Origin of the sequence: Yoonia sp. 2307UL14-13 (assembly GCF_037572755.1) — a bacterium.
Taxonomy (GTDB): Bacteria; Pseudomonadota; Alphaproteobacteria; order Rhodobacterales; family Rhodobacteraceae; genus Yoonia.
Window position 1 is genome coordinate 180,908 of record NZ_JBBIFZ010000005.1, and the last position, 20,430, is coordinate 201,337.

The following is a 20,430-nucleotide window of genomic DNA, read 5'->3' on the forward strand; positions in this document are numbered from 1 at the left end:
CGACTTGGGGCGCAGTCAGTGCGGAAACACCTGAAAAGGAAAACTGCAATGATACCACAATTCAACGATATCCTTGGCACCGCAGACGACGACCGGATCGAAGGAACCGAAGGCGATGACCTTATCCGGGGTCTTGAAGGCAACGACAATATTCAAGGCGGCGCCGGCAATGACGTGGTCATAGGTGGCCCAGGAAGCGACCGCATACTTGGCGATACCACCGCGCTTTTGACCGAAGGTGGCGATGACATCATCCTCGATCCCGATGGCGAGGACGTGATAACCGGTGGCGGTGGCAACGATATCCTGATCGGCGGGCGGATTATGAACGGTGACGGTGGGGATGACCTGCTGATCTCGACCGGGGCTGCTGCAGCGGTCACCTTTATCGGCAGTGCAGGTGCCGATGTCTATTTCGGCTCGGACGATACGGCCGAGACATATTCCTACCTGCAATTTGCTCGCGAAAGTGATCCGGAAAACCCCGACGTCATCTACAATTTCCAAAGCGGTCAGGATGTGTTCGACTTTGGCGGCGAACAAGCCGAGGTTCGCTTTATCGGTGATGGTGAATTCTCGGACGCTGATGATGCCGTGACCGAAGCACGGTTTGAAAATGGGCTGCTGGAACTGGATATCGACAATGATCAGGTCGCAGACCTTGCCTTTGAACTCATCGGGGTGGACACGTTCAAGGTCGACGATCTCGAAGGTTTCATTATCGACGGGACCGCCGAAGAACCGGAACCCGAGCCAGAAGTCGTCCAGGTCTTCGGCAATATCGGCACCGACACCTTTGTTGGCTCGAATGATGTGCGGGAAATCTACCGCTACAACTTCTTTGCCGATGACAGCCCCGCCGATGCACCCGATGTGATCCAGAACTTCCAGCCCGGCCAAGACAGCATCTTCTTTGGAGAGCTGGGCACGCGCGTCGACTATCTGGGGGACGCCGCCTTTTCCGGTGATGCTGATCCGCTTTTGGGCATCGAGGCGCGGTTCGAAGATGGACGTTTGGAAATAGATGAGGATTCCGACGCCGTGCCCGACAAGGTAATCATTCTGGAAGGCGTCGAAACGCTGACAGAAGCAGATTTCTTTATATAAATGAAAGGCAAAGGGCGGATGCATGCGATCGGCATCCGCCTGCCTTCAAGGGTCTAAGCCGCCGCGGCGACCACATCCTTGGCCACATGCACTGTGATATCGTCGATACCGATAAAGCGCAGCACTTGCTGCAGGTGTGGCGTGGCAAAATCCATATCGCTACCAATCGGTACGCCACCAGAAGACGCGGCGACGATCGCGCGTTTCCCTTCCAAAAGGCCGACGGGGCCGTTTTCCGTATAGGCGAAGGTGACTTTCGGGCGGGCAATCAGATCGATCCAGGCCTTCAAAGCGGCAGGCATGCCAAAATTGTACATCGGCATTCCGATAACGATCGTGTCGGCGGCTGCGATTTCGGCGATCAGTCTGTCCGAAAGGGCGAGGGAGGCCCGTTCGTTTTCGGAGCGTTCCTGCGCCGGTACCAGCCGGGCATTGATCCAGGTCTGATCGACCTGTGGCAGGGGCGTTTCGGCCAGATCGCGGATCGTCATGTCTGCGGGAGCCATGTCAGCGATCAGCTTGGCCGTCGCCGCACGAGAAACCGAGCCGTCCACCGTACCAGACGCATCCACAAGAAGAATTTTCCGGATCATGTGCTACACCTTTTGTGCGTTGCATTTCTCGTTCAAGAATTACGCCTTGCATCAACAAACAAAATGCCTGAATTCTAACATCGAATGTTTGCCAGCGCACAGGTCACGCCATGGATAACTGGGACGAAATCCGCACCGCCTATCAAGTGGCGCGCAACGGCACCGTCAGCGGAGCGGCGGACAGACTCGGCGTCCATCATGCGACGGTGATCCGCCACATCGATGCGTTGGAACAGCGGCTTGGGGTCAAACTTTTCCAGCGTCACGCGCGCGGCTACACCGCGACCGAGGCCGGGCAGGACTTGCTGCAGGTGGCACAAGCGACCGATGACCAATTCACGCAACTGGCCGGCCGGATCAAGGGGCAGGGCGATGGCGTCACCGGCGATTTGGTGGTGACGTCGCTTGGTATGGTGTCGCGCATGCTGACCCCGATCCTCGTCGCATTTCAGGCCGCCTATCCCGAAGTACGCATTCGCTATCGCACGGGTGATCGCCTCTTTCGGCTCGAATATGGCGAGGCGCATGTGGCGATCCGGGCGGGGTCCATGCCGGAAGAGCCGGACAACGTTGTTCAACCTTTCCTGTCGCAGCAAATGGCGTTGGCCGCATCGGATAGCTATATCGGGCGGCATGGCAGTCCGCAGGATATCGACGACCTGAAAAATCACTACTTCGTCGTCCACGACAATGACCAAAGCCGCGCACCTTTTGTGCGCTGGTTGCGGGGGATGGTAGCCGATGATCGTTTCACCTATCGGGCCACCGACAACCGCAATATGCAGGATGCCATTCTGGCGGGTGCCGGCATCGGCTTTGTGCCGACGCAGGCGCTGCTGCAGCACCCCGAACTGAAAGAGGTCATACCGCGGCAAGACGAATGGGCCGCGCCGCTTTGGCTGGTCACCCATGTTGATCTGCACCGGACGGCCAAGGTGCAGGCTTTCTTGCGGTTTCTAAAGGATCGAATCAAAGACATGGATTGCTGATGAAACCGGCGCATGCCGGGCATCTGGCAATGCTCGCTTTCTCGCTGCTGGTTGCCGGATCGTTTGCGCTGGGCGTATTGGCGGCCAACGACATATCGCCGACCGCACTGAACGCCGCCCGATTCTGGATAGCGACCGCGATCATCGGGGGTGTTGCATGGGTCAGCACAGGTTTGCCGGCGTCGGCGGCCATAGCACCTTGGCGATACGTCCTGCTGGCCGCATTCTTTGCGACATACTTCGTCCTGATGTTCGAAGGGCTCAAAACCGCCCCAGCGGTCAGCGCCGCGGCCGTCTTTACACTGACACCCATTCTGGCTGCGGGTTTCGGATACCTTCTGCTGCGGCAGGTCCTGACAGCGCGAATGGCTTTGGCCCTGGCCGTGGGCGCTCTGGGTGCACTCTGGGTGATATTTCAGGCGGATCTGAGCGCGGCGCTGAAATTCGAGATCGGACGCGGAGAGATCATCTACTTCTGGGGATGTGTTGCGCATGCGATCTATACGCCGCTTGTCCGCAAACTGAACAGGGGCGAGACTGCCATCGTCTTCACGTTCGGAACACTCTTGGCGGGATCGGTCATGCTGACCGCGTGGGGGTGGCGGGACTTGGTGGCGACAGATTGGATGGCGCTGCCGGGTATGGTCTGGGTGACGATCCTTTACACAGCCATCTTTGCCAGTGCCGCGACGTTTACACTGCTCCAATTCGCGACCTTGCGATTGCCGTCATCCAAGGTCATGGCCTACACGTATTTGACCCCGTCATGGGTTATCTTATGGAACATCGCGCTTGGCGGAGCGGTTCCGTCGCCACTCGTGCTGGCGGGTGTCGGGCTCACGATCGTGGCACTGATACTGCTTTTGAGAGAGTGACATGGACCGGTCGCGGTTTGATGCCGCTCCGTCGATAGTATTTCGGGCACTGTCTGAGACAATCTACGGGAACGAAAAGGATGGAGGAGTTCCGCCTGTCCTCGTCGCGAAGATCGTCCCAAACTTCAGTGCTCTCAAAGAGCTTGAAATTCCGAAAAACTAGCAAGGCCGTTAGTTTTATGGTGCCCGGGGGCGGAATCGAACCACCGACACGAGGATTTTCAAACCGAAGCTTACTAACGGCATTCAACAGCTTAAGGCCGGAAAATCTGTCAAACCCACCACGGTCCATCAAACACTTAGCGGCGAATTGTCAAACCTTGGCCCCGAGGCCATCCGATGAGCTGGCGGGTTGCGAATGCGTGTGCGGAGCGGAAGTTCGGGAGCGCGACGCGCAAGCAGATCATCATGTTTCTGGCCGACAAGGCGTCAGATGATGGATCAGGCATTTGGTGTTCCAAGGGGACGATCCAGCGGCATACCGAGCTGGGGGAGACGACCGTCAAACGCACGATCCGCGACTTCCTGAAAAAAGGTATCCTGATCGAGACCGGCGCGCGGGGGTGCAAGAACGGCTTCACCGTCGTTTACCGGATCGATCTGGCCCGGATCGAGGCGCTGGAATTGACCGCAGAACCCGAGATTGAGACGGGGGCCACAGTGGACCCCGTCCAGACTGGACCCGGAACGGGGGCCACAGTGGCCGGGGTACCGGGGCCACCACGGCCCCCAAACCATCCTAAAACCATCCATAAACCACCTACGCGCGAGCGCGTGGCCGCGGAGGATGAAGAGGCTGTGAAGGTGTTGGCCTGCTATCCGCCTGACCGTCTGCGCGGGAAGGCTGAGTGTCTCGAGCGGATCAGGAACATCCTGAACGCCGGAACGGAGGTCAAGGACCTGTTGCAGGCCGTGAAGGCCTACGCGACCGAGAGCGCGGGCTTCACCCGGTCGAAAGTCTGTTTCTCGGACAACTGGTTCAAGTCCGGGCGCTGGCGGGCCTATGTGGAGGACATCGCCCAAGGCCGAGAAGAGACGAAGGCCAAGGAAGCCGAGATTCTCACAGGATTGGCGAATTGGGTCACGGATCGCCATCCGCTTTGCCGCCACATCACTCCCGGCCAGGCCGAAGCGCTCTTGGCCTTAGAGCTCGTGACGCAGGCGCAAATCCAGGCGGCAGGCCTCAGATCATGACCGCTACCGATCCCACCGAAGCGCAAACAGCAAGGCGACCCATGTCATACGCTGACGCTGCTGACATGGGACCTTGCGAGGGGCGGCAAGCCTCCCCTTCGAACCCCACCGGCGCGGGCAAAGCCCCCGCCAAAGAGCCGCTGACCGAGACCTTCGTCTTCCGCTGCACCGCGTCCGAGAAGGCCCAACTGCGCGCCAAGGCCGATGCCGCTGGCCTGCCCGCCTCGACCCTTTTGCGCGAGGCGCTTGGCCTGACTGAGGCCCGCCGTCGCAAGCCCATGCCGCGCGTTGATCCGGCGCTTGTGCTGGCTGTCGGACGCATCGGCGGCAACCTCAACCAGATCGCCCGCTGGCTGAATCACGCCATGAAGGCCGGGCGCACCGACCTCGACACGCTGACCGTCGCGCGCCGCCTTGTGGTGATCGAACGCCAGCTCGCCGCGCTCCTCGATGAGGCGCGGCGATGCTGATCAAGTTCTTCGCCAACGGAAAAGGCGCGGGCGCGGGACCGGTCGGGTACCTCGTAGCCGAGCGCGTGCTGGCTTATGACGGCAATCGCGATCTGATCCGCGATGCCGACGGCCGGCCGATCACCGTCACCCGCGATCCGCTGCCCGAAGTCCTACGCGGCAATCCCGAGCGCACCGAAGCCCTGATCGACGCCAGCCGCCACCAGTGGACCTACCGCGCAGGCGTGATCAGCTTTGCGGACAGCGATGATCCGAACGAGGACCAGCAGGCTGAGGTCATGGATGGGTTCGAGCGGCTGGCCTTCGCGGGGCTGGACCCTGAGCAATATGAGGTGCTCTGGGTCCGCCATCGCCACGAAGGCCGGGTCGAGCTTCATTTCTGCACACCGCGCCTAGAGCTGACGACGGGCAAGAGCCTCAACATCGCGCCGCCGGGATACCAGGACGACTATGACAGCTTGCGAGACCTGATGAACCAGCGCCACGGCTGGGCTGACCCGATGGATGTGGAGCGCGCGCAGGAGGTCCGCGATACCGTCGAGGCCCCGACCCACGCCCAGGGCCGCGACGAGCTGCACGCCTGGATTCAGGACCAGATCGACATGGGTCTGATTACTGACCGCTCGACCATGATCGACGCCCTCACCGACGCGGGCTTCGACCTGCCGCGCACCGGCAAGGCCTACATCACCGCCCGCGACCCCGAGACCGGCGAACGTTGGCGGCTGAAAGGAGAGATTTTCCATGAAGACTGGCAAGCCGACCCGGTTGAGCGAGAAGCTGAACGCGGAACTCGACGAGATCAGGCAGGAACACGTCGCCTCGATCTCATCCCAGCTGAAAAGCTTCAGGATCGATTTGAAGAACATTGTGGGCGCCGCGCAGCATACCATCGCGAGCGATACGCACCACTTCCAGACCGAGACGGCGAGCATGTTCGAGACGGGGCTGAGCTCGATCCGCCGCTGGCTGACGATCTCGCCCTGGCTGATCGCGGGGATGGTGCTAACGGGGATCGCCTCGATGATGGCCGCGAGCTTTTTCTGGACAGTGCATCTGACCCGCTCGGAACTGACGGAACTGGGCCTGACACGGATCGAGCGGCCCGAGGGGACGTGGTTGATCCTGGACCCGTCGAAGACACGGCTGCGCACCTGCACGATGGGCGAGAGACACGTCACCTGCATTCGGATCGAGGAGGACTAGATGACCCAACTGACAGCCTTGGAACGCGACTTGCTCGCCTGTGTCGAGCGGTCGGTGACGGCCTCAGAGGCCTCCGCGAAGGATTTGACCGCCTTGGAGACACGCTCGACCGGGAGGATCGAGAAGGAGCTGGCTGGCTTGAAAGACTGCGTGACCTTGCTCATTCGTTCACAAGCCGCATCCATGCAGGCCTTGAGCGGATTGCTGAACGACGAGGCGAGCTACAAGACGCTGGACGAGACCTTGCAGCAGAGCTTGACCTTAGCGAAAGCCGCCGCCAAGAGATTGAGGGACAGCTAGACAGCCAGGAAGCGCATGCAGAGCGGGGATTGAGGCATTGAGTGCGGTACGCCCTCTCACTTCGCGAGCTTGAACGCCCAGCAGCAGGATGACCTCTCACGGCGGCCTCGCCATCGGAGACGAGGGAGCCGGTTTCGCGAATTTTTAGTAGAGCCATTTTTGTTGAGAAATAGCCCAAACCAAGCGTTTTCGCCTAACTTGCAGGAAATCGCGAACCACAGAGCTTCAAGGACGTTGACTCGCCCTCGACCTGAAGTCCAAAAATGGGCGTACATTCCGCGATAAGGCGAGCAAAGAATTGAGTGATTTTGTAATTTCGAACATAAGAAGCGCTGTCAGCAAAATGGTGCATCGAGGCTCATGCGGCACTGAAGTTCTTGAATTACTTTGGGACGATGGTGACTTTACATACCACGAAGACGTTCTCTGGGATTTCAAAGCTGACTGCAATGTCATCGAAGAGAAGAAAAACACTGAGGACTATGTTCGTTCCCTCTGCGAGCTCGTGAAAGATATCGCTTCGTTTTATAATTCATCCGGAGGGTATCTAATCATAGGCTTTGAGGAAAAGAAGCGAGAGCTGATCGGTTTTGATAAGCATCTATTGCTTGATGATTTAAAGAGCAGAGTCGAAGCCGATTTGGGCTTGTCAATTGATTTTGTCTATCGATTGGTTTCGTTTCAGAATGCACGATTGGGGCTTCTATTCATACCAAGACGACCAGACAACGACCAGCCAGCTCAGTTCGTCAAAAACTCTAAAGGGCGAAATTCGAGAGGCAACTACATATACGAGAAGAACGATGTGTTTGGTCGCTTTGACGATAGTTGCCGTAAGGCGCAAACTCCAGCGGATTACTCATTTCTGTTTTCACGCGACACGGGGATGGGTCAGAAGGATCAAAGCCTCCATAAATCAATTGTTTACGCAAATCTTCCCAGCAGAGACCCAACTCTTGTCGAGTTTTTTGGCCGTTCCTCAGAATTGCGTCAACTGTGGGAGTGGATGTTCGATAAGTACAATCCAACCCGGCTCGTCACAGGACTTGGAGGGATGGGGAAAACCACTCTGGTGCGGGAATTTTGCGAACAGATCGAACACTCGCCGCCAGTCTTCGTCAACAACATTCTTTGGTTTGGAGCCAAGAAGTATTCATTCCGAGCCGACTTGGGACGACCGATAGCCAACACAGGGGAGTTCTCTCCAGATTTTTCCACCCCAACTGAACTATACAAACTGATACTCGAGAATATAGCGTTCTCTGAGGAAGAGATTGAAGGACTTGAAAGCCGAGACGAATTTATTGACGCGCTCTCCTCGGGCCTCGCCGTCATCTCGGCTTTCATCGTCGTTGACGACCTAGACACTCTCAGTCCGGACGACCAAGCAGAAATATTTCAGACTCTAAATACTGCGATTGGCTTGGCCAATCGGGTTGGTGTTGGCAGTTCCCGTGCAATTTTTACGTCACGTATCAATCTAGGGGCAGCGCCAGCACAGCTCTTACAAGTGCAAGGAATTGCACGGCCCGATTTCCTAAAGTTGACAAGACGCTATGCCAACGCGCTCGACATCAAACAGTTGAAATTGAGCTCAGACTCGAAGGTTTTTAGGAGACTATTCGACTATTCAGGAGGTTCCCCCCTATTCCTTAAGTCAATCCTCCAGCTAGTTGCCCTTGGGGAACCTCTGGACAAGGCGCTCAATGACTGGCGTGACAACGAGGGAGAAGACGTTCGCAACTTTGCATTTCGGCGAGAGTTGGAGCAACTTTCGGATAGGCAACGTCGTCTGCTGTATGCTCTTTGCGTTTCGAAGGGTGCATCCCGCGTCGAACTCGAGGAAGTACTCCAGCAAGATCATAAGACGCTCAACGATGATCTAACTTCACTCAGAAGACACCATCTCGCGGAGTTGCCTGACAGTGAAGATGTAGGTGGCTTTAGATACGCGGTCTCGAGATCGATCTCTCTGCTTCAAGAGACGATTAAGTCAATGATCACAGACCCTAAGGCAATTGAACGTAGAATAATTGATATTCACAAAGCCTATTCAGGAAACGAAAGAGACGTTGCGCATGTAATTAGGCGCACCGTGGCACTTTGGCAGCAGGATCGTGCAGATGACGCGCTTGGATTGGTTGAGTACTCTGTTGCAAACAGACCAAATGCCAACCCTAGCCTCTTGTGCTTGCTGGGACGCTGCTATCTGAAAGTTCGCCCACAAAAACTAGACGAAGCCGAGAACGCACTAGAGAGAGCTTTTGGCGCGGGTTGTCGACGAAATGAACTATTCGACGATTGGTGCGAGGTCTTGACCGAAAAGGAAGACTGGAATGGCTTGCTGGCAGTCTGCGAGAAAGCCAGAAGGTCCATCAATTCTGGCCGGTTCACCTACCGGCAAGCCGTCGCAAGCAATCGGCTAGCGGGTATCATACACGGAACGGGCAATCTGGCGTCGGCTACCACCCTATATTTGAAGGCGGGTCGGCTAGCTGACCAAGCATATCATTTCGGAGACGCTGCAATACCCACTGAAGACATCAAATCGTTGCGTAAAGAAAGCTTTGAGTCTTCACTATCTCTTGCGGCGCGGGACCTGTCGGCCACACAAGAAGGGATCGAAATTTTCCAAATCGCAGCGGAGGCTTTTGAATGCTATGTTCGCTCACGTTTTGTGATTTCAGTAATGACAAATTCGGTTTCTGCGTGGGCTGAACATGTGGCAAAGCGTCGAGAGGTTTATGATGAAAACACTCATACCAAGTTCGACGAAGCAATCGGCCTTCTCCACAACTACCTTCAGGAAATGAAATCCAAACAATGGGTTGATACCGAGGCTATAACTTCAGTTGTCCAGTCTTTGGAAGTGCTCTCAGAAGCCCGTGACCGATTCGGCGACAAGAATGAAAGGATCGTGTAGCTCGCGGCTCTTTAAGTTACTCAGAGTACAAAAAACTTCTGGCATCCTCCCGCACCTCTAGCGTCGCTCCGTCAATCGCGCCAACGGCAAGGCCCGCATTTACCCGACGCGCCGGTTTCCCCGCACTCAGCCACTTACCCGCTTTGTCCACTACGAAGCGCCCTTTGCGCGCTCCAGTACCCTTGCCTGCCGCCGCGTCCATGATGACGACAGCAACCTCTTCCATCCGGAACAGCCCGCCTTGGCTGGCCGGGGGCATCTTACGCTTTTGCAGCGACTGGCGCGTCACCTCCAACCGCTTGGCAACATCCGCCAAGCTAACGAGGTCAGGCCGCACTTCTCGCAAAACCGAGCCCTCCGGCAATTGCTTTTGGATCGCACGCGCAGCATCGAGGATCGCATCCTCCGCGCGATCACTCGCTGCTTCCAGTGCAACGCCAAGCATGCCAGGCACGCCAGTGCCGACGATGGCATCCTCGAAGCCAGCCTCGAAGACCGCGTCCATCAGATCGAATACTTCATGCTCACCCTCTGGAAGGGCGAAGATCAGTTCGAACTCAATTTCTGCCATATTATTCATCCTCTTGCGCGTCTTCATTCGTGTTGTCGAGTTTCGTGCAACCGAGCGCCCGACTTCTCAATTGCCGCGCAAAGCGGCCCGGATTCTGGGGCGTCGACCAGACACCCATCTGACAAAACTCACCGCACCGACAGTCAGGATCGTTATTCGGGCACCGGATCAGGCCCCAAGCATGACCACGCCCAGAACGCAAAGTGACTGTCCAACCTAAGTCTTCCAACTCGCGCAGGACCGCCTCGATCTCCTTGGACTTGTGCGGCTTTCTACGCATAAATAGGCTTCTTTCATTAAGTTGTCAATTGACAACCTTGTTGCTTTCTCGGTGCGTTTGTTCTAAATGCCACCGAACCATTCAGGATTGATGCTGACCCGCTCAATCATCTCGGTTGTGACACCGAGCCGGTTCTCCTTCAACAACTCACAGAGCCGGTCGCCATCGATGAGATCAATCGCAATCGCGCCGTCGCGTGTGGCTTCGTCCGAAGCTTGGCTGGTAAAGTGCCCAGTGGTGATAAACAGCCCTTTATCTGCACGGCCCTGCAAGGCCCCTCGGAAGTCACGGATTTCCTTGGAGCCAACGCTACCCTTCCAACGCTTGCACTGAAAGTAGACCTGGAACGACACGAGATTGACCCGCAACACGCCAACGCCGTCGATCCCGCCATCGCCGGACTTCCCTCGCACCTCAACCTTTGTGAAGCCCGCTTCGCGTAGAAGGCGCTGCGCTAACCGTTCGAACCCGTCTGGAGTCATCTTGCCCAGCACGGATAGGAGAGCCGATTTCCAATCTTCCTCATCAGCCGGGCCATCTTCGGCCAAGACCTCGATCTCTTCACCCGTGCCAGCGTCAGCTTTTTTGGCGGCCATACGCTTCAGGCGCGCGCGCTCGCGTTCTTCCAGCGTCACCTGATCATAGATCGCTTGCGTCGCGCTTAGGTCGGAGATCGCGGAACCTGACTCTGTCAGCGCCCAGACCCCGCGCTTGGAGTTGTTCAGCGCGTCACCCCGTTTCAGATAGGTTCGCGCCCAGGCGAGGTAGTAATTCACCCGTGTCCGGTTTTCGTCGCGGGGCATGGTGAAAGCCTGTTCAGCCTCTGTCACACCTTCCAGCTCAATCACCTTCTCATCGAGCTCCTGGATCGTTGCGGACCCGCCGAGGTCTTTCAGAGCCTCGACGGTGACAAGCATCATTCCGGGCAGGTCTGGAAGGGTTTCAGCGTCGATTTCAAATCGCCTTGTCATGCTAACTTCTCAACTATCACTCTAAGAAAACCATCTCTGAAATCTGGAACATGTCCTTCGGCAAGATGCGGTGTAGACCTTCTGCGTAACGCGCCCGAACCCATTCGCCATTGTCTCGGTAGGTCCAAAAAACATTTCGATATTCCCTGTGTTGGACGCGTATCTTATCGATGTTGCGATCCGACTGAAGGCGACCGGTCTCCCCGTCATCTTTGATCTCAACGAGCGCGATAGCATTTGGAGTTGCGCGTCCAGCGACACCAACCACAAAGTCAGGGAAGAAATTCTTGCCGCTCGGCAAAACAATCCTGGTAGCCCAACGCTCGTTTTCGGGATTCCGCATCCACCAAAGCACCGTTCCTGTACCGTCGGCATCCAGCACTTCGGCAAAGTCCAACTCTTCTGTGTTTAGGCGCGCCGGAAAAACTCTATACGCGGATTTTTGTGCCTCCTTAAGACCGTCCGGGCCGAAGTAACTCGTAGGGATTGGCTCAGCGTCCGATAGCCTCACATTGCGACCCTGGGCCGTTTTCATAGCCTCTTTGAGCTTTTCAGGCTCGCCCATGACCGCAAGGTCCAGAGCGCGTCTCAGGTCGCGTTCCTCAGCCTCAATGCCTTCGTCGTCAACTATCCGCCGCAACTCGGAGATCATGGAACGCTTGAGCAACCGAGGGTCGATCGCGTCATTGAAGTTAAAGGCCATCTGAGCCTTCTCAGCGACCCGGACGTTTGAAAGCCGCAGGCGAATATCGACCTCTTCAGACATGTCTTCAACAAACAAGTCCCGCAGGCTCATCTTGGCTTTTGCGCGTTTCTTTTGAAGCAACGAAACGATGTTGGACGTGCTGCAAAAGACCTTCGCGATGTCTTCGACAAGCTTGTCCGCATTGCCCGGATCAGGGGGCAATTCGCGCCATAGCCCTTTCGGTAGATCGATATCTGTCCGTAAAGGATAGGGGCGCAAGTTGGGCTTCGACTGTCCGGTCGACGTTGATGGTCGCTTCGTCTCAGGCAAGTTTCCGAATAGCGGTGTCTGCGTCATCTCTTGCCAGGCTTCTCCAGCCAGGATTGCCCTGTCTTGTTCTTCTTCGGGCAGATCTTCGACCTCTGGCTTCACAAGCCCCTGTTCGATCAAGTTTGAAAGGCGAAGCTGGCGTTCTTCAGGGTCTGACGGAGTTTGCGGTGTGGCCGTTGCTGTGAGAGCAAAAGAATTGTTGACCAATGGCTTAGACGCACTTCCAAACTCGAAGACATCCAATCTGTCTGTCAGGAGCTCGATACTCTGTCTGACCGCTTTTACCTCTTCCACAGCGGCGTCCAAGCCTGCCTGCATCTCAGGATCAGTGAGGAACACATATCCCCGGTCCAACAAATCGTCTTCTCCGTGGAAAGGCCGAATGAGTGGGTGGACACGCATGATCCGCCCAACAATTTGCAGACCAAACTCTTTGCCGCGGTTCGGGCGAACCGAAACGAGTGTCCACGCACGCGGAGCATCAAATCCGGTTGCAACGGCAACTTTGAAGATCAAAACCTGCTTGTCTGGATCGTAAGCGAGGGTATGGAAATCCGGGTCGGGTTGACCCGAGGTGTGCGTCGCGATTGCGCTCTCGGGGACGCCGACTTCGACAAGCTTCTGGCGAACACGCTCAACCGGGTCTTCTCCGCCCTTGGCCTGATCTTCGACCTGTACCAACATCAAGGGTGTGAGCGCGATGCCCCGCTCTTCCAGGCGCGACTTCACCCTAAGATGCTGGGTCCATCCGGCAGTTAGCGTTGCTTGCTCATGGTCTACCAGGTCACGATCCGCATCGCTCATGCGGATCACGCCCATCATCAAGCCTTCTTTGTTCAGGCCGGACAACACAACATCATCTCGCGGGACGATGACACGGCTTGCCACTTCGATCCCGGCCTTATCCTCAAAGGCATCCAGCTTGTCGTCGTTCGGCGTTGCTGTCGCCAGGATCGTGAAGTCTGGCTTGAGGGTGTTGAGATAGAAATTGGCCGCCGCTTGTGCGGACGCTCCAAAGTTCAGGTGCGCTTCGTCAATCACCACCCCCACAAAGAAGCCGTCATCGCGGAGCGTTTCGATCATATCATCCAGCGATAGCGCACTCTCCTTTGTGCGCCGCACTTTGCGGGCATCCTTGTTGTTCGCGGCCACTGCGCCCCAGGTTTGGACAAACACGTCGCCATCCCGTGTGCCCACGGGTTCCCGGTCCTTGGAAATATCCCGTACCCGCAACGCGCCACATTGATCCACAATGGACTCGCGGGTTTGCGTCACCAGCCCCGCGTAGGGCGCAAACCAGAACCAAACCACAGGACGCGAAAGCCCGCCTCGCAGCCCTTCGAGTACCCGGCCCAGCACAAGCGTCTTGCCGGAACCGGTGGGGGCTTGCAGCAACGTTACGCCACTTTTCAGGGCAATCTGCTGGCGATCCTTGGTCCGGTCGTCGTGGTATTCCGCGACCTTCTTCACAACGCCGATCAGCGCTTCAACCGCGCGGTCCTGGTATTTGGCAAGGGCATAGCGACCGTCGCTCATTGCTGGAAACCTCGGACGAGCGTGTCGCGCACAGAACGGATTTCGACCTCTACGTCGCCAAGTTCCCGCGCCAATTGACCGGGTGCCCAGGCGTAAACAAAGACGTTTTGACGTGACCTCTCGCGCAGCCAGTCCAACAACACGGAATCGTATTTGTCGACCATGACAAGCGTGACACCCTCACTCTCATGCGCATTCCAAGCCGCTGCGTCTTCATAGATCGTCAATGGCAGGCCATGCAGTGTTTCCAGTGCGGCCCAGGCGTCTTTGGGCGCAAGATCATAGTCCAGATCTTCGAATGCAATTTCACGGGTGCGCAGATAGGCAAACGGGGCAGAAAGGCCGTCGTATTTGGGATCATCGCTGGCGTTCAACCGCCGGACCCGTTCCGCCGTCACATCTCGGCAAAGGTTCTTGTTCGGCTCGTCTTCCGTTGCTTCAGTCGAAGACACCATGATGAAGCGCCGATCCCCGCCGTCCTCGGCGTTCAGTTCCATCACGGCTTGCGCAGTAGTCGCCGACCCCGCGAAGAAATCCAGTACAATCCCGGTTTGACTTGTCGCCTGACGGACCATTTCGCGAACCAACGAGACCGGTTTGGGATAGTTGAACGCCTTAGAGCCGAAAATGTCTTGAATATCTGTCGTGCCTTCTTGCGTTGATCCTGACACAAGATGCGCGTTCGGGTCGACTTCTTCAGTCGCTGGAAGTGTATGCGTTTCTGCTAGCGGCGTGATCCACGAAGAAACAGGTTGCGTCGCGTTCTTTAGTTCTTTCTTGTACCGAACCCATTGCGGAATGCCGTATCCAATGCGCTTCCCAACCCAAAATTCCAGATGAGGCATCTCACGCCAAATTTTCTTTGTTTTCCTCGCCATAGGAACATCAGCAGCATCGATGGCAGCTCGAAGAGCATCAATATCGTCGAAGACTTCAACTCTCTGGTCCTCGGGAAATACGATACGCCTTTGCTTCACCCATTTTGAAATTTGGTCCTTGGCTGGCAGCTTACCTTTGGTCGCTTCGTCGGGTGGAAATACCGGCATAAGGTCCGGGTAATCAGTAGCGTCATACTTGGCTCCCTTCGGTAAGGGCGAAGGCCAAACCCTTTGCGGATTGGGAGGGTAGTAGGTGTCAGTCTGTGGATCGTACATGGCATAAAAACCGTTGATCCGCTCGTTCATGTCTTTCGGCTGACTAATGTCGCTGAGACGAAAGTGATCCTTCCGCTCTTTATCCCAGAAGATGTATTTCTCGAAGGTCTTTTCGTATCCACCGAAACGGAAGTCAGGACCCCCATAGATCAGCACATGCTCATGATTTTCTGAAATAAATGCGCCTTTAGAATCGTTTCCGCCTGTTCGCGTGCGCCAAGTGAAGGTAGCAATGCGTTTCCCAGGCATTGCCTCATCCATCATCAACTCTAGCAAGGCACGCTGCTCGTCATTGATTGAGACAAGAATTACTCCGTCTTCGGCCAAGAGATCACGAGCCAACGAAAACCTCTCGAAAAGAAACTCCAGCCACGTGGATTGGCGAAAGCGGTCCTCTTTATCCATGTATCGGTCGTTGTAAACCCAGTCTTTGTTACCAGTGTTGTACGGCGGATCGACATAGATGCACTTCACCCGCCCGGACAATGTCATCCGAAGCCAACGCAGCGCATCGAAGTTGTCGCCCTCGATGATCATATTCGCCCAGGGCGCAGGCTTGTCCGACAACTCGGGCACGATCTCACAGGCAATGAAGTTTTCATCAATGGCCTGATCCGCAGCGATCTCGTCGCGTTCCCAGACCAAACCAAGTTTCTTGGTCCGGTCACGCTTTTCCAGAAGCTCGATCAGTTGTGCCTTGCTCAAATCGTCATATTTGCCGGACATTTCCGTGCCTTCTTCCTTTTGTGGCGTTGCTCGCCGGTTAGTTTTCGTTCGCGAGCGCGTCCAAGCGGCGGCTCGTGAAATGCAGGGTTAGGACTGATCCAGTCAGGAGTGGGATCAGCAGGCCAGCAATAGCTACCGGAACAAGCATCACTGCCAGCAGTACGGAAAGGTCCGCGCCGCCGGGGTGGAACTGAAGAGCCACGAAACCGGCAAGGTAAACGACACACGCCAAGGCATAGAGCCAGTGCAGCGGTGCCAGAGGGTCAATTGCGTTACGGCGCGCACGTTCCAGTGCTGCCCGGCGAAGTTTCTTCCATTGGTCGCTTGGTTTTTGCATTTGCTTACTCCCTTACGAGTTCGATCCAAGTGTGAACGTCATCATCCGTTACTTCCCGCCCCTCGACATGCGACTGGTACCAACGCGCGACGATGGCCCCGCGCTTTTCACTTTTTATTTTGATGTCTTCTTCATTCAGATGCTGATCGAGTGAAGTCTCGATCCGCTTTAGCGCCTCGAAGTCATGCGCCGCTCGGACAGCCTTGGTTCCGAGCAGAATCCACGCTGCATCCACTTCGAACCGGTCCGCTATCGCCACGAGAGCCTCGACGGGCAAACCGCGCTGGCCCTTTTCGTAGCTGTGATAGGCGCGATGAGAGACGCCAATCGCCTCCGCCATGGCTGTTTGTGTCAGGCCAACTTCATTGCGCGCGATTGCGAGCCGCGCGCCCATAGAAGCGAAAGCTGACCTATTGTCCTGCGGCATGCAAGGTTCCCATTGACGCGATCGTCATAACGAGCGAAACTGCACAAAATGACGCTATTTCTATCCTATTACCATCTGAGCATGTCAAAAGGTGCGGAACAAGCGATTCCATTCATATCCAACAGTGGAGGCTGAAATTGACCCAGGAACGTCTTCTCTCTCCCAAACAGCTCAGCGAAATCGTTGGGCTTAGTCCTGCGCAAATTCGCGCACTCATGAACGCCGGGAAACTGGAGTTCGTGGAGATATCGTCCAAAACAAAGATGCTGACGATGAGCGGATGGGAGCGGTTTCAGAAGAACGCGACCAAGGTCAAAGGGGCCGAGCGTTCGGCAGCGAATTGATGGGGGTGTCAGGCCATGGCGACGACCAATCTGAATATCAGCGTGATCGACAAGCGCATGCTGAAGCAGTCCGAGGCCGCGAGTTATGCCGGGTTGCCTGTGAAGCACTTCAAGTCGGCCTGCCCGGTTCGGCCCGTTGAGTTGAAGCAAGGCACGCTTCTTTGGGATCGCCGTGATCTCGATCTCTGGATTGATGATGTGAAGTCCGGGGCCGTGACCGACACCCGCGACACCATTCTGGACCGCCTTTGATGACACAGGTGCGGGTCAAAGGGTTCAAGATTTTCAAGGACCGGCACGGCAAGCAGCGATGCTATCACCGCGAGACCGGCCACAAGGTTGACCTGACCAACGCTCCTATTGGTTCCGCCGACTTCTTTGCCGAATGCGAGACGATCCGCGCCATCGCTGAAGCTCAGCGGGCGAAAGCGCCAAAAGCTGGTACCCTTGGCGGGTTGATCCAGTCCTACTTTGAGACAGAGCACTATCAGAACCTGGCGGAGGCGACCCGGCGCGATTATCGCAAGTGCGCCGATTTCCTTGAGCCAATCCGAGACACGCCGATCCATGTGATCGACACACCGCTGATCGCAGGCATCCACGACAAGGCCGCGAAGAAGATTGGCTGGCGGCGGGCGAACATGGTCCGCACGCTTCTAAGCGAAGTCTTTCGCTACAACATTCCGAAGGGTCTTATCTCCGCCAACTTCGCCAAAGACGTCATTCCCAAGCGCCGCCCGCGCGACCGCGCTTATGCCAACCGTCCCTGGACTATCGAGGAGCGAGACATTGTCTTGGGCAAGGCCAAGCCACATGTGCGCGTGGCCCTAGCCCTGATGATGAACACCGGCCTCGATCCATCCGACGCTTTGCGACTGCGGAAAGATCAGGTCGATGGTGGCACCATTTGGGGCGTGCGAGGCAAGACCGGCGAAGAGGTCGCGATTCCGGTTAGTCCGACGCTTCAGGTTGCACTTGACCGTATGCCCGACCACGAAGCCGAGACCGTGCTTTCCAATTCGCGCGGTGAAGCCTGGACCTACAACGGCTTCTCAACCGTCTGGCACCGTTTCAAAACCGCCCTTGAGAATGAAGGCCTTATCGAAAAGGGCCTGACCCTCAAGGGCTTGCGGCACACGGTCGCCACGACTTTGCGCGAAGCGGGCCTCGACGAACGCCGCATCGCGGACCTGTTGGGACAGAAAACACCGTCCATGGCGCGGCACTATTCGCGGTCTGCGAACCTTGCCGACAAGAACCGCGAGACGATGGCGACATTGGAAGAAGAGAACCGAAGGCGGGCCGAAAGTGTCAAACCTTCGCAGAAAAGCGTCAAACCTGACCGGAACGAGGATCAGCCATGAGCAGAAAACGCAATTATATCAGCTTGTTAAGTGGTGCCCGGGGGCGGAATCGAACCACCGACACGAGGATTTTCAATCCACTGCTCTACCCCTGAGCTACCCGGGCACGGGCGCAGATGACCTGCTGGGTGGACGCTTCTTAGGCGAGGCGCGCGGGGGTGTCCAGTCCGTTTGCCACAAAAATACCGGTGCCTTTGGCCCGTGCCAAAACTGCGTCAGTGCGGCTTTTGTGACTGGCTTTCCTGCATCTCGCGTTCAATGTCGTCCACATCGTCGGGGCTATCGGATGGGATCGCATAGCCGCCGGTCAGCCACTTGCCCAAATCACGATCCGCGCAGCGTTTTGAGCAGAATGGGCGGTATTTTGTGTCCACTGGGCGATCACAGATTGGGCAGTTCATCAGATATCCTCCAATAACGCCAATGGCAGCGGCGCGCGTTCGCGTTTGCGCTGCAATTCGAACAGGCCCATGGTCGTCCACCCGACCAATGCCGTTTCAATCGGATCGGCCTTGAATGCGGCCCGCAGCGATTGTTCGACCTGCCGCCGATGCGCTTTGGATATGGAGACAAAGTCGATACTGATCTGCCCGCCCAGCCCGCGCAGCCGCAGCGCGCGCGGCAGGGCGCGGCATGCCGCGAGGTTTGCTTTCAAAGCTGCGGCAGGTGACGTGTCGTTTCCGGTGTTCACATCCACCGCTACCAAAGCGCGGGTGGGTTCGACGACCATGCTGCCGGGGTTCAGCGCGGTCTCGGAGCCGGTCAGCGCGGCGATCTGGTCAAGCACGCCATATGCCTCGAAACCGCCAGCCTCCGTCACCACCTCCGCCCTATCGGTCCATTCGCGCCAAGCGAGCGTGTGGGGGCCGTCACCTTCGGTCAGCGCTTCCGGGTCGGTGCCGTCTGCGTCGTCCAGGACGGCAGCGGCAAGGTCTTGCATGGCGATGACATCATCAGTGATATCATCCGCCGCAGCGGTCGCGCAGGACGAGCGCAGGATCAGGCCATGGGCCTGGTCATGAGCTTCGTGCGCGATCGTCAGCAGTTCGTCCCGTCGGTCATCGTCACTGATCTGGCGCGAGATGTTCATGCCCGGTTTGCCGGGTGTGACGATGGCATAGCGGCTTTTGAACAGGACGCGGTCGGTGACCGGGATCGCCTTTCCACCCTCGCCATATCCTGTGACCTGCACCAGCAATGCCTGCCCCGGACGCAACCCCTTGCCGTGCCGTAGAAAGGCGACATCGCCATGGGACAGCCGCAGCATCATGCCCCCCTGGCCCTTGATGGGGCGGTCGCAGATGCCGCGATAGATCGCTCCGGGGCGGGGCGCATCGACGTGATCGATCAACAGATCGTCCAGCTTACCATCGACCAGCAGCGCTGCCGCCTCCATGCCCTTCACTTGATCAAGAATGATAGTGCGGCCCTTCATGCGCGCCGGCCCAATACCGGATATCCGGCGGCGGTCAGCAAACCGACCGTTTCTGGCAGCGGCAGGCCCATGACCGCGTGGAAAGATCCGTTGATCCAGCTGATGAACGCGCTCGCTGGCCCCTGAATGGCATAGCCACCTGCCTTGCCCTGCCAATCGCCCGTGTCGATGTACCATGCGATATCGCTGCCCGAGAGGCGCTTGACCGCGACGCTGGTCTGCACGTCCTTTTGCCAGATCCGGTCGCCGCGTTTGATGGCGATGGCGGTGATGACTTTGTGACGCCGACCGGAAAGCGCCTGCAGAAAGGCGGTTGCCTCATTCGCGTCAGCGGGTTTGCCCATGATCCGGCGACCAAGGGCGACAGTGGTGTCTGCGCATAACGCGACCTCATCCGCTGCCGTGTGAACGGCAGCGACCTTTTCGCCGGCAATCCGGTTGACATAAACACGGGGCACTTCGCCCTTTGCCGGGTCTTCGTCGATATCCGGGGGCCTTACGTCATCGGGGGTGATCCCGACCTGCGCCAACAATTCCAGCCGCCGGGGCGAGCCCGAGCCAAGCACCAGCCGCAATGACGGGTCAGGCCGCAGGGTCGTCATACAGCCACGAG

At 57.1% G+C, this 20,430-nt stretch carries 20 protein-coding genes and 1 tRNA gene; 10 read left to right on the forward strand and 11 right to left on the reverse strand.

Features of this window, described 5'->3' with window-relative positions:
• Positions 1-48 precede the first annotated feature (48 nt).
• The gene (locus tag V8J85_RS14075) at positions 49-1,107 is read left to right on the forward strand and encodes a calcium-binding protein (protein WP_339954388.1); all 1,059 of its coding nucleotides are present in this window, start codon (positions 49-51) and stop codon (positions 1,105-1,107) included.
• Positions 1,108-1,160: 53 nt separating this feature from the next.
• Here the strand turns inward: V8J85_RS14075 and V8J85_RS14080 are convergent, their stop codons facing one another.
• Positions 1,161-1,700: an FMN-dependent NADH-azoreductase gene (locus tag V8J85_RS14080; RefSeq protein WP_339954389.1), complete on the reverse strand. Its 540-nt coding sequence runs from the start codon at positions 1,698-1,700 to the stop codon at positions 1,161-1,163.
• A gap of 110 nt (positions 1,701-1,810) precedes the next feature.
• On the opposite strand from V8J85_RS14080, the gene V8J85_RS14085 reads away from it, so the two are divergent.
• The 6 genes from V8J85_RS14085 (at position 1,811) to V8J85_RS14110 (ending at position 9,657) form a co-directional block, all read left to right on the forward strand.
• Entirely contained in the window at positions 1,811-2,689 is an 879-nt protein-coding gene (locus tag V8J85_RS14085; RefSeq protein WP_339954390.1) for a LysR family transcriptional regulator, read from the forward strand.
• Positions 2,689-3,564: a DMT family transporter gene (locus V8J85_RS14090; protein ID WP_339954391.1), complete on the forward strand. Its 876-nt coding sequence runs from the start codon at positions 2,689-2,691 to the stop codon at positions 3,562-3,564. Before V8J85_RS14085 ends, V8J85_RS14090 begins: the two co-directional genes overlap by 1 nt.
• 339 nt (positions 3,565-3,903) lie before the next feature.
• On the forward strand, positions 3,904-4,758 hold the full coding sequence (locus tag V8J85_RS14095; RefSeq protein WP_339954392.1) for a hypothetical protein: 855 nt from the start codon (positions 3,904-3,906) through the stop codon (positions 4,756-4,758).
• A 41-nt stretch (positions 4,759-4,799) separates the two neighbouring features.
• Positions 4,800-5,228 carry a plasmid mobilization protein gene (locus V8J85_RS14100; protein WP_339954393.1) on the forward strand — a complete coding sequence of 143 codons (429 nt, stop codon included), beginning with the start codon at positions 4,800-4,802 and terminating at the stop codon, positions 5,226-5,228.
• Entirely contained in the window at positions 5,222-6,775 is a 1,554-nt protein-coding gene (locus V8J85_RS14105; protein ID WP_339954394.1) for a relaxase/mobilization nuclease domain-containing protein, read from the forward strand. Before V8J85_RS14100 ends, V8J85_RS14105 begins: the two co-directional genes overlap by 7 nt.
• Before the next feature lie 257 nt (positions 6,776-7,032).
• A complete protein-coding gene (locus V8J85_RS14110; RefSeq protein ID WP_339954395.1) occupies positions 7,033-9,657 on the forward strand; it encodes an RNA-binding domain-containing protein in 2,625 nt (874 codons plus the stop codon).
• A gap of 16 nt (positions 9,658-9,673) precedes the next feature.
• On the opposite strand, the gene V8J85_RS14115 is transcribed toward V8J85_RS14110, so the two are convergent.
• The 6 genes from V8J85_RS14115 to V8J85_RS14140 form a co-directional block, all read right to left on the reverse strand.
• Positions 9,674-10,228 (reverse strand): hypothetical protein, encoded by a 555-nt coding sequence (locus V8J85_RS14115; protein WP_339954396.1) that lies wholly within the window; start codon positions 10,226-10,228, stop codon positions 9,674-9,676.
• 342 nt (positions 10,229-10,570) lie between these two features.
• Positions 10,571-11,479: a restriction endonuclease gene (locus tag V8J85_RS14120; protein WP_339954397.1), complete on the reverse strand. Its 909-nt coding sequence runs from the start codon at positions 11,477-11,479 to the stop codon at positions 10,571-10,573.
• A gap of 16 nt (positions 11,480-11,495) precedes the next feature.
• The gene (locus tag V8J85_RS14125; RefSeq protein ID WP_339954398.1) at positions 11,496-14,030 is read right to left on the reverse strand and encodes a DEAD/DEAH box helicase; all 2,535 of its coding nucleotides are present in this window, start codon (positions 14,028-14,030) and stop codon (positions 11,496-11,498) included.
• Entirely contained in the window at positions 14,027-15,910 is a 1,884-nt protein-coding gene (locus V8J85_RS14130) for a site-specific DNA-methyltransferase (protein WP_339954399.1), read from the reverse strand. Before V8J85_RS14130 ends, V8J85_RS14125 begins: the two co-directional genes overlap by 4 nt.
• A 37-nt stretch (positions 15,911-15,947) precedes the next feature.
• The gene (locus V8J85_RS14135; RefSeq protein ID WP_339954400.1) at positions 15,948-16,247 is read right to left on the reverse strand and encodes a hypothetical protein; all 300 of its coding nucleotides are present in this window, start codon (positions 16,245-16,247) and stop codon (positions 15,948-15,950) included.
• A 4-nt stretch (positions 16,248-16,251) separates the two neighbouring features.
• Entirely contained in the window at positions 16,252-16,674 is a 423-nt protein-coding gene (locus V8J85_RS14140) for a helix-turn-helix domain-containing protein (RefSeq protein ID WP_339954401.1), read from the reverse strand.
• Between the two features lie 137 nt (positions 16,675-16,811).
• Between V8J85_RS14140 and V8J85_RS14145 the strand changes: the two genes are divergently transcribed.
• Genes V8J85_RS14145 through V8J85_RS14155 form a run of 3 tightly spaced genes read left to right on the forward strand, consistent with a single transcriptional unit; the run spans position 16,812 to position 18,382 of the window.
• Complete coding sequence (locus V8J85_RS14145; protein WP_339954402.1) at positions 16,812-17,018, forward strand: hypothetical protein; 207 nt, start codon at positions 16,812-16,814, stop codon at positions 17,016-17,018.
• A gap of 15 nt (positions 17,019-17,033) precedes the next feature.
• A complete protein-coding gene (locus tag V8J85_RS14150; RefSeq protein WP_339954403.1) occupies positions 17,034-17,270 on the forward strand; it encodes a hypothetical protein in 237 nt (78 codons plus the stop codon).
• A complete protein-coding gene (locus V8J85_RS14155) occupies positions 17,270-18,382 on the forward strand; it encodes a tyrosine-type recombinase/integrase (RefSeq protein WP_339954404.1) in 1,113 nt (370 codons plus the stop codon). The genes V8J85_RS14150 and V8J85_RS14155 overlap by 1 nt, the downstream gene beginning before the upstream one ends.
• Positions 18,383-18,413: 31 nt before the next feature.
• Here the strand turns inward: V8J85_RS14155 and V8J85_RS14160 are convergent.
• From V8J85_RS14160 to V8J85_RS14175, 4 genes are all read right to left on the reverse strand, one after another.
• Positions 18,414-18,488, reverse strand: a tRNA-Phe gene (locus V8J85_RS14160).
• A gap of 109 nt (positions 18,489-18,597) precedes the next feature.
• On the reverse strand, positions 18,598-18,783 hold the full coding sequence (locus V8J85_RS14165) for a DNA gyrase inhibitor YacG (protein ID WP_339954405.1): 186 nt from the start codon (positions 18,781-18,783) through the stop codon (positions 18,598-18,600).
• Positions 18,783-19,817 (reverse strand): ribonuclease E/G, encoded by a 1,035-nt coding sequence (locus V8J85_RS14170; RefSeq protein ID WP_339954406.1) that lies wholly within the window; start codon positions 19,815-19,817, stop codon positions 18,783-18,785. The genes V8J85_RS14165 and V8J85_RS14170 overlap by 1 nt, the downstream gene beginning before the upstream one ends.
• Complete coding sequence (locus V8J85_RS14175; protein ID WP_339954407.1) at positions 19,814-20,419, reverse strand: Maf family protein; 606 nt, start codon at positions 20,417-20,419, stop codon at positions 19,814-19,816. The genes V8J85_RS14170 and V8J85_RS14175 overlap by 4 nt, the downstream gene beginning before the upstream one ends.
• Positions 20,420-20,430: the final 11 nt, after the last annotated feature.